Here is a 10,007-nt window from a genome sequence, read left to right on the forward strand (position 1 = left end):
ATCCCGCGATTATTCCAACCCTTCGTCATTCTCGCAATTCTCCGTTATTCCCGCAACCCTTCGTCATTCCCGCAAAAGCGGGAATGACGATTTGGAAATTACCCGAAACCCCCAAAAAAAACGAAACCGAACACACTGGATTCCCGCTTTCGCGGGAATGACGGCAAACGGGGGATGGGGCATCACGATGCGGCGGCAATATGTCCGGAATGGGGCGGTTTATCCGAAAAAGCCCATTTTGACTTGGATGAGTTTTTCCAGTTCGTTCAGGATGCGCCGGCGCGAGACGAAAAAGATGATGTGGTCGCCGTCTTGGATGACGGTTTCGGTATGGTGTCCCATAATGGTTTCGCCGGTTTCGGCGCGGACGACGGCGGCAATGTGGCAGCCTTCGGGCCATTTGATGCCGCTGATGCGCCTGCCGATGATGGCGGAAGTTTTTTTGTCGCCGTGTGCGACGACTTCGATGGCTTCCGCCGTGCCGCGCCGGATGGGGTGGACGGCAACGATGTCGCCGCGCCGGATGTGGGCGAGTATCGAGCCGATGGTGATGAGGTGGGGGGAAACGACGATGTCGATTTTGTTGCCTTCGAGCAAATCGACGTAGCTTGAGCGGTTGACGATGCCGATAACGCGCTTCGCGCCGAGGTTTTTCGCCAAAAGGGCGGACATAATGTTGCTTTCGTCGTCGTTGGTCAGGGCGCAGAATACGTCGATTTCGTCGATGTATTCGTTGTCGAGCAGGGTTTCGTCGGTTGCCGAACCTTGCAGGACGAGGGTGTTGTCGAGGTTTTCGGCTATCCATTCGGCACGGCGCGGCCGGCATTCGATGATTTTGACGTTGTATGCGTGTTCGAGCTGCTTGGCGAGGCGGTAGCCGATGTTGCCGCCGCCGGCAATCATAATGCGTCGGGTGCTGGTTTCTTTGGGGCGCAATTCGGGTATGACCGAGCCGATGTTTTCGGTAGCGGCGGCAAACAGGATTTCGTCGCCTTCGATGATGACGGTTTGCGGCGTGGGGACGATGAGGCGGTTGTTGCGGTAAACGGCGCAGATTTGGCAGTCGGCCCCGTCGGGCAAATCTTGGGCGATGTCGGCAATTTCGCGGTTGACGAGCAGCCCGCCGCGCCGCGCCTGTATGATGACCATCCGCACGCGGTCGTCTGCAAAACGTAAAACCTGCAATGCGCCCGGGCAGTCTATCAGACCGGCAAGCTGTTCGGTAACGAGCTGTTCGGGGCTGATGGTTTCGGTTATGCCGAATATGGAAAGGCTGCCGTTTTCGTTGTTTTCGAGCTTGGGGCTGAGGTATTCGAGGTATTCGCTGGAACGGACGCGCGCGATGCGGCCGGGGATGTTGAACAGGTCGGCGGCAACTTTGCAGGCGACGATGTTGGTTTCGTCGCTGCGGGAGAGCGCGAGCAGCAAGTCGGCATCTTCCGCGCCGGCGCGTTCTAATGTGAAGGGGGATGCGCCGTTGCCGAAAACGGTTTGGACATCGAGGCGGCTGCCTGTTTCCTGCAATGCTTTTTCGTCGATGTCGATAACGGTTACGTCGTTGTTGGGTATGGCGGCAAGGTTTTGTGCGACGGTAGAACCTACCTGCCCGTTGCCTAAAATGAGGATTTTCACGGTATGGGTCGCCGGGTGATGAAATGGGGGATTGTACCGCAACCGAGGGCGGAAATGCCGTCTGAAGGCAGATTTTGCGTTCAGACGGCATTGCGCCTCAAGATTCGACGGGGATGATGCCGATTTTTGCCTGCCATTGGCGCGGGGCGGTGGCGTGGATGGATTCGCCTTTGCTGTCCACGGCGACGGTTACGGGCATATCTTTGACTTCAAATTCGTAAATGGCTTCCATACCCAATTCGGGGAATGCCAAGACTTTGGAAGATTTGATGGCTTTTGCCACGAGGTATGCCGCGCCGCCGACCGCCATCAGGTACACGGCTTTGTTGTCGGCGATGGCTTCGCAGGTGGCCGCGCCGCGCTCGGATTTGCCGATCATGCCCAAGAGGCCGGTTTGTTCGAGCATTTGGCGGGTGAATTTGTCCATGCGGGTGGCGGTGGTCGGACCTGCCGGGCCGACGACTTCATCGCCGACAGGATCGACGGGGCCGACGTAGTAAATCAGGCGGTTGGTGAAATCGACGGGCAATTCTTCGCCTTTGTTGAGCATATCGACGAGGCGTTTGTGTGCGGCATCGCGGCCGGTGAGGATTTTGCCGTTCAGCAGCAATACGTCGCCGGTTTTCCAGCTGGCGACTTCTTCTTTGGTCAGCTTATCGACATCGATGCGTTTGCCGTTGTCGGGGCTGTAAGTCAAATCGGGCCAGTCTTCGACGCGCGGCGGTGTGAGTTCGACAGGGCCTGAGCCGTCCAATTCAAACTCTACGTGGCGGGTGGCGGCACAGTTGGGAATCATGGCAATCGGTTTGGAGGCGGCATGGGTCGGGTAGTCGAGGATTTTGACATCCAACACGGTGGTCAGACCGCCCAAACCTTGCGCGCCGATGCCTAGCGCGTTGACTTTTTCAAAGAGTTCGAGGCGCAGGGCTTCGGTGGTGGATAATTCTGCGCCGGACGCGGCCTTTTCCTGCAATTCTTGGATGTCGATGTGGCTCATCAGGGATTCTTTCGCCATCAGCACGGCTTTTTCGGGCGTGCCGCCGATGCCGATGCCCAAGATGCCGGGAGGACACCAGCCCGCGCCCATCGTCGGGATGGTTTTCAATACCCAATCGACGATGTTGTCGGAAGGGTTGAGCATGGCGAGTTTGGATTTGTTTTCAGAGCCGCCGCCTTTTGCCGCGCAGGTTACTTCGACTTTGTCGCCCGGCACGATGCTCATGTGGATGACGGCGGGCGTGTTGTCTTTGGTGTTTTGACGTTTGCCGGCCGGGTCGGCGAGGACGGACGCACGCAGGGTGTTGCCTTCCCAAGTGTAGGCGCGGCGCACGCCTTCGTTAACCATTTCTTCCACGCTCATGTCCGCATCCCATTGGACGTTCATGCCGACTTTGAGGAAGACGGTCGCGATACCGGTATCTTGGCAGATGGGGCGGTTGTTTTCCGCACACATACGGCTGTTGACCAAAATCTGCGTCATCGCGTCTTTGGCGGCGGGGTTTTCTTCCTTCTGCCACGCCTTATAAAGCGCGTCGATGTAGTCTTTGGGATGGTAATAGCTGATGAATTGGAAGGCATCGCAAATGCTTTGGATAAAGTCTTCCTGTTTGATGACGGTCATGATTGTGTTCCTTTTCAAGGTTGTAGCGGTAAGTGTCTGCTGCTGTTTTAAACAACCTTTTTGAAGGCTGTTTTTTATCAGGTTGAAATAGTGCCAGCGTTTGTACGGTAAAGACAATACATAATTCTAATCTATTGATTATCAATTTGTTTTAATAAAATACTGTTTCACTCGGGTTTTGATATTTGTAATCTTTGCCTGTTGCCTGTAATGGAAATAAAACTACAAATATGTTTGGTAATTTTAGGTTTTTTATAAATGCCGTCCGAACCTGTCCGAATATCCGTTTTAACGGCATAAAAATTATTCTCAATAATTTCAATCTGATTTCAATCGCTTAAAGGATATAACGACAGCAGGGAGTTGTCATATATGAAAGAGGAAATTTTGACTGAAGTCAAACGCATTTGACTTTTTGAAATTTTACAACTTATTTTCCAAATATCAGAATTTTCAAAAAATATACATATATTACAGTAATATATATATTTTTCACTAGATTGCAATAATGAGAATGTATTGTATTTTTCTGTTTGTTTTTTCTGTTTTTCAGACGGCATTATTTATAATCTTATTGAAAAATAATTATATTTTAAAATTTCGTACATAAATTTTGTCAACAATATATGTTTCTATGGCAATTTTGTAGTTTAGTAACGATAAGGCACAAATTCTGATAAACTATGTTTCACATAAGAAACATTAAGTTATAAACATATTCATAGTACGCGAGAGGAAGTCCTTGTTTCTCTTGTGTAACAAAAATACACAATACCAAATCTACTATCCTTCCAACAGGACACTGCCATGAGTGAAAATTTGTTAACCCTGACCATAGACGGACACGAGGTCAAGGCCTCCGCCGATTCGTCCATTATCCAAGCCTACGCCCGTTCCGGCAGCGCGATTACCGCCAATGTCGGCTGCATGGGGCAGGGCGTGTGCGGTTCGTGCCGCTGCATGATCCGTAAAGAAGGCGAACGTGAAGTAACCACCGCGCTGGCATGCGAGACCAAAGTCGAAGAAGGGATGCAGGTCAGCTTCTTGGACTACTTTATCCCCGAGCATATCCAATATTACGACGTGGGCGAAGTCGGCGACGGCTGGAACTGGCTGGACGATACCGCCAAGGCCTTCCCTGAAGCGCAAAATTGCCGTCATTGCGGCGGCTGTAATCGAGCCTGTCCTAAAGGTTTGCAAGTGGAAAACGGCGTAGCTCAGGTAGTTTCCGGCGATTTCGGCGCAGCTGCGCTGACCTTCGACCAATGCGTGATGTGCAACCTCTGCACCCTTTCCTGCCCGGAACACATCCGTCCGAACCACTTGGGCCTGTTCGCACGCCGTATGAAGGCGGCGCGTACGTTGCGCCCTGTGGATTTGATGCGCCGCCTGCGCGAAATCGACAGCGGCAAAATGAAAGTCGAATTTGAAGGGGAGTCAGTGTGATAGTGAATAAAATCCAAGGCATCGACTACGAAACCGCCCTTGCCAACCTGCGCGCGTCCTCATTGGAACTGCGCGGCGATTTACCTGAAAAAAACGAATTGCTGAGCCGGTTCCATCCCGATTATCAGGCAAATGCGCGCGTGAAGCTGCCCATCGGTCCGAACGCGGGCGATTACTGCCATCCCGATTTGGCGAAACTCTTAATCAGCCGGCCGCTGATTGACGATTATGATTTGTCGGGCGCGGAACATTTGAACACTGACGTATTGGTCATCGGCGGCGGCGGCGCGGGTGCGGCGGCGGCGTTGTCTGCGACCGAAGCAGGTGCGCGCGTGATTATGGCGAACAAGCTGCGTATCGGCGACAGCAATACCGTAATGGCGGAAGGCGGCATTCAGGCGGCAGTCGGCGCGGAAGACAGCCTGCAACAACACTTTGACGACACCGTCAAAGGCGGCCACAACGCAGGCAAAAAAGAATTGGTGGCGCAAATGGTTACCGACGCGCCGTCCGCCATCCGCTGGCTGATCGGTTTGGGTATGACCTTCGACCTTGCCAATGGCGCGGACAGCAACGGTATGTTGAGCCGCAAACGCGCGGGCGGTACGACCGTACCGCGTATTTTGAGCTACCGCGACTTTACCGGCCTTGAAATGATGCGTGTACTGCGCGAGGCGGTCGAACTCGATGAAAACATCACCCAGCTCAACCGCCACCCTGCCATCGAATTATTATCAGACGAACACGGCCGCTGCGTCGGCGCGATTTTGTACGATTTGGAAAAACGCTCTTTGGTGTTGGTTCACGCCAAAGCCGTGGTCTTGGCGACCGGCGGCAGCGGAAGGCTGCATTTGCAGGGTTTCGCCACTTCCAACCACTACGGCGCAACCGCAGACGGTCTGGTAATGGCATACCGCATCGGCGCGAAACTGCGCGATGTCGATTCCTTCCAATACCACCCGACCGGCGTCGCCCATCCGCCACACTTGGCAGGTGCGCTGATTTCCGAAGCCGTCCGCTCCGCAGGTACCAAGCTGGTCAACGGCTTGGGCGAGCGTTTCGTTGACGAATTGCAGCCGCGCGACGTCGTTGCTGCCGCGATTCTGCGCGAATGTCGCGAAGGCCGCGGCGTAGTGCGCGACGGTCAAGTCGGCGTGTTCCTCGATACCCCGCGCCTGATTGCCAACGACCCCGACGTGTTGAACCGTTTGGTTACGCTCGGACACGTCGCCCACAAATGCGGCATCGACCCCGCTGTCGAACCCGTGATGATTCATCCGACCCTGCATTATCAAAACGGCGGTGTCGAAATCAACGGCGACGGCGCGACCTGTGTGGAAGGCCTCTATTGCGCCGGTGAAGTAACCGGCGGCATCCACGGCCGCAACCGCCTGATGGGCAACGCGCTTTTGGACATCATCAGCTTCGGCCGCCGCGCGGGTAAAGCCGCCGCCGGTTGCGGCCTGCCGCTGAAAAAAGTGCGCGGCGGTGTCGGACACGTCCACGATCTACAACGCGAAATGACCCGTGCCGGACTGACCGGCGACATCAAAGCCCCCGTTTTATATCCCGACTACGGCAAATTCGATTTGCGCGAACACGCCGGTTTGCAGGAGCAACAATCATGAACCAAGCCAATCAAAACTTACTGCACCCGTCCCGCCAAGTCGGCGCGGATTTGGCCGCGTGGCGCAAAGTCGGCGGCGGCGAAGGCCTGCTGGCTGCGCTTGCCGATCCTCAAAGCATTGTTTCCAAACTGCAAGATGCCAACCTATGCGGCATGGGCGGTGCAGGTTTCCCGACCTGGCGCAAATGGGAGGCGGCCGTTGCCGCCCAAAGCAAACACGGCGACAAATACGTCGTCTGTAACGCCAACGAAGACGAACCGGGTACGTTCAAAGACCGCGTGTTGCTGGCGAAAACGCCACACCAAGTTATCGAAGGCGTATTGATTGCCGCCGTCGCCTGCCGCGCCAACAAAGCGGTTTTGTACATCAACCCTCATCAAACCGAATCCGTCGCTTCCATCACACCCGCCATCGAACAATGGAAAAACAGCGATTTGTTTATCCGCATCGAGAACTACTTGGGTAAACCTTTGGACTTGCAACTGGTTGAAACTTCAGGCCGCTATATCGGCGGCGAAGAAACCGCCGTGATTTCTTGGTTGGAAGGCGGTTTCCCCTTCCCCCGCCGCAAGCCTCCGTTCCCTGCCGAAAGCGGTGTCAACGGCGAGCCGACCCTGATCAACAATACCGAAACCTTCGCCAATATTCCGCAAATCCTTGCCAAAGGCGCGGAATGGTACAAATCGCTGGGGTTGGGCGATGCCGCAGGTACGAAACTCTACTCGCTCTCCGGCGACGTATTGAATCCCGGCCTGTACGAACTGCCGATGGGTACGACCCTGCAATCGCTGATTTTCGACCACGGCGGCGGTATGCTCGAGGGCCGCACGTTTAAAGCCGTCTTCACCGGCGGCCCGTCCAATACGCTGCTGACCGCGAAAGATTTGGACGTGCCATTGGACTTCGTTTCCGTGCGCGAACGCAAATCCAGTCTCGGCACGGGCGCGATGATTGTGATTTCCGAAGGCACGAGTGTGGTGCGTAAAGTCTCTGAATATGTGGAGTTTTTTGCTGCCAACTCATGCGGACAATGCCCGCCGTGCAAAGGCGGCACCTTCCAACTCTCGCGCCTGCTCAACCGCGTGGATACCGGCATCGGCACTTCCGACGACCTCCGCGCCCTGCAAAGCCTGTGCCAACTGCTGCCGCGAAGCGGCCGCTGCGGCCTGATTGACGGCGCAGTTACCGTGTTGCAAAGCTCGCTGCGTACCTTCCCCGAAGAGTACGGGCTGCCGGCGGGACAGGATTAAGCCGCTAAGGCGTTTCAGACGGCAGGCAGGGTTGTCGGCCGACAAATTGATTAGGGTTTAAGCATTTGTCGGGGGTTACAACGTAAATCACTTGCCGGAAGGAAAACGATACGGCGTATCTTGAGGTTTTGCCCTCTCCCCAACCCTCTCCCCGTGGGAGAGGGAACGGATTGCAGGAAACCCGATAACGGTTGGCTTTCAACGCCATTATCCCCTCTCCCCGTGGGAGAGGGTTAGGGAGAGGGCAAAGCGAAAAAACACAAAGTGCAAAACGCAAAACTCAAGAAATGCCGTCTGAAAAAGAGAACGGCGCAAAACACGTTCAGACGGCATCCCCCCGCCAAAATCAGGCATACGCCGTCTGAAACCCGATTTTCCTGATACTTCAAACTAGGAGACTCACTATGGGCTTCAAGCCAATCCCTGCGGCGGCCGCGCTCGCGCTGACGCTGCTTATCTGGTTCGTCATCCCCGTTCCACAAGGCGTATCGCCCGACGCGTGGCATCTTTTGGCGTTGTTCGTCGGCATCATTGCCGGCATCATCGGCAAAGCCATGCCCATCGGCGCAATGGCGGTTTTGGGCATTACCCTAGTCGCGCTGACCGGCGTAACCAACGAAAAAGCCGCCGACGCAACCAAAGACGCTTTGAGCAGCCTCAACAACTCGTTAATCTGGATGATCGGTATCGCCATCATCATCTCGCGCGGCCTGTTGAAAACCGGTTTGGGGATGCGTATCGGCTACCTTTTGATTTCCCTTTTCGGCAAACGCACGCTGGGCGTGGGTTACAGTTTGGCACTGGCGGACTTGGTCATCGGTCCGGTTACGCCGAGCAACACCGCGCGCGGCGGGGCGATTGTGCATCCGATTATGAAATCCATCGCCTTGAGTTTCGACTCCGATCCTGAAAAAGGGACGGAAGGCAAAATCGGCAAATACCTTTCACTGGTCAACTTCCACGCCAACGTGATTACCTGCCTGATTTTCATCACCGCCACCGCACCCAATCCACTGGTCGTCGAACTGGTTGCCAAAGCTACCAACTCACAAATCCAACTCTCTTGGGGCACTTGGTTCTTGGCGATGGCCGTACCCGGCCTGATTGCGATGCTGCTGATGCCGCTGGTGCTGTATTTCCTGTATCCGCCCGAAATCAAACAAACGCCTGACGCGACCGCCCTTGCCAAAGAAAAACTGAAAGAAATGGGCGCGATGAAGCGCGACGAAAAAATGATGCTCGGCATTTTCGTGATCCTGCTGCTGTTGTGGGCGGGCATTCCCGAAATTCTGGCCGGCGTGAAAGTCGATGCCACCGCCACCACCTTCCTCGGCCTGAGCCTCTGCCTTTTGAGCGGCGTACTGACTTGGGACGACGCGCTGAAGGAAAAAAGCGCGTGGGACACCATCGTTTGGTTTGCCGCCTTGGTAATGATGGCGAACTTCCTCAACAAACTGGGGCTTATCGGCTGGTTGTCCGAATCCATGCAAAGCGGCATCACCCATTTGGGCTTGGGTTGGGAAGCCGGCTGCGCCCTGCTGATGCTTGCCTATCTCTACGCCCACTACGTTTTCGCCAGCGGCACGGCACACGTTACCGCGATGTTCGGCGCGTTTTACGGCGCAGGCCTGGCATTGGGCGCGCCGCCTATGCTGTTTGCCCTGATGATGGCGGCCGCCACCGGCATAATGATGTCGCTGACCCACTACGCCACCGGTTCCGCGCCTGTGATTTACGGCTCAAACTACGTCAATATGGGCGAATGGTGGAAGGCGGGCTTCATTATGAGCGTTATCGAAATCCTGATTTTCGCCACTGTCGGCATTTTGTGGTGGAAAGCTTTGGGTTATTGGTAAACCGCCGGCTGTTTGAATGTTAAGGCAAAAAATGCCGTCTGAAACCGTTTCGCATTTCAGACGGCATTTTTCCACCGCCGTCATTCCCGCGCAGGCGGGAATCCAGTATGTTCGGTTTCGGTTTTTTTTTGGTTTCGGGCAACTTCTAAATCGTCATTCCCGCGCAGGCAGGAATCCAGACTGTCGGATAGCAGCAATATTCAAAGATTATCTGAAAATTTAGAGGTTCTAGATTCCCGTTTTCACGGGAATGACGAAAGGTTGCGGACCGCAGGGGAATGACGAGGTTTCAGACGGCATTGTCCCACTGCCGTCATTCCCAAGCAAGAAGAAACCCGGACTGTCGGACAGCGGCAGTTTTTAAAGATTATAAAAACCCGTCATTCCCGCGCAGGCGGGAATCCAGACCTTTGGGCAACGGTAATATTCAAAGGTTGTCTGAAAGTTTGAGGTTCTAGATTCCCGCTTTCGCGGGAATGACGAAAAGTGGCGGGAATGACGAAGTTTCAGACGGCATCGCCCGCCTGTTTTGATATGGCGGCAAACCCCCGACAAAAAAACAATCCGGAACGCG

General features: G+C 54.8%; 6 protein-coding genes. 4 read left to right on the forward strand and 2 right to left on the reverse strand.

Annotated features, from left to right (window positions below; translation table 11 throughout):
* Positions 1–219 precede the first annotated feature (219 nt).
* Together trkA and Q9J79_RS10005 are read right to left on the reverse strand one after the other, a co-directional pair.
* Positions 220–1,632 (reverse strand): Trk system potassium transporter TrkA, encoded by a 1,413-nt coding sequence (gene trkA, locus Q9J79_RS10000; RefSeq protein ID WP_301911110.1) that lies wholly within the window; start codon positions 1,630–1,632, stop codon positions 220–222.
* Between the two features lie 97 nt (positions 1,633–1,729).
* A complete protein-coding gene (locus tag Q9J79_RS10005) occupies positions 1,730–3,253 on the reverse strand; it encodes a fumarate hydratase (protein ID WP_301911108.1) in 1,524 nt (507 codons plus the stop codon).
* Positions 3,254–4,060: 807 nt separating this feature from the next.
* Between Q9J79_RS10005 and Q9J79_RS10010 the strand changes: the two genes are divergently transcribed.
* From Q9J79_RS10010 to Q9J79_RS10025, 4 genes are all read left to right on the forward strand, one after another.
* On the forward strand, positions 4,061–4,699 hold the full coding sequence (locus Q9J79_RS10010; RefSeq protein ID WP_301673260.1) for a 2Fe-2S iron-sulfur cluster-binding protein: 639 nt from the start codon (positions 4,061–4,063) through the stop codon (positions 4,697–4,699).
* Positions 4,699–6,327, forward strand: a complete 1,629-nt coding sequence (locus Q9J79_RS10015) for an FAD-binding protein (protein WP_301673264.1) — start codon at positions 4,699–4,701, stop codon at positions 6,325–6,327. The genes Q9J79_RS10010 and Q9J79_RS10015 overlap by 1 nt, the downstream gene beginning before the upstream one ends.
* Positions 6,324–7,577 (forward strand): complex I 51 kDa subunit family protein, encoded by a 1,254-nt coding sequence (locus Q9J79_RS10020; protein WP_301673261.1) that lies wholly within the window; start codon positions 6,324–6,326, stop codon positions 7,575–7,577. Before Q9J79_RS10015 ends, Q9J79_RS10020 begins: the two co-directional genes overlap by 4 nt.
* Before the next feature lie 404 nt (positions 7,578–7,981).
* Complete coding sequence (locus Q9J79_RS10025) at positions 7,982–9,433, forward strand: DASS family sodium-coupled anion symporter (protein WP_301911107.1); 1,452 nt, start codon at positions 7,982–7,984, stop codon at positions 9,431–9,433.
* Positions 9,434–10,007 lie beyond the last annotated feature (574 nt).

The sequence above is a fragment of the Neisseria viridiae genome (assembly GCF_962747995.1).
Taxonomy (GTDB): Bacteria; Pseudomonadota; Gammaproteobacteria; order Burkholderiales; family Neisseriaceae; genus Neisseria; species Neisseria viridiae.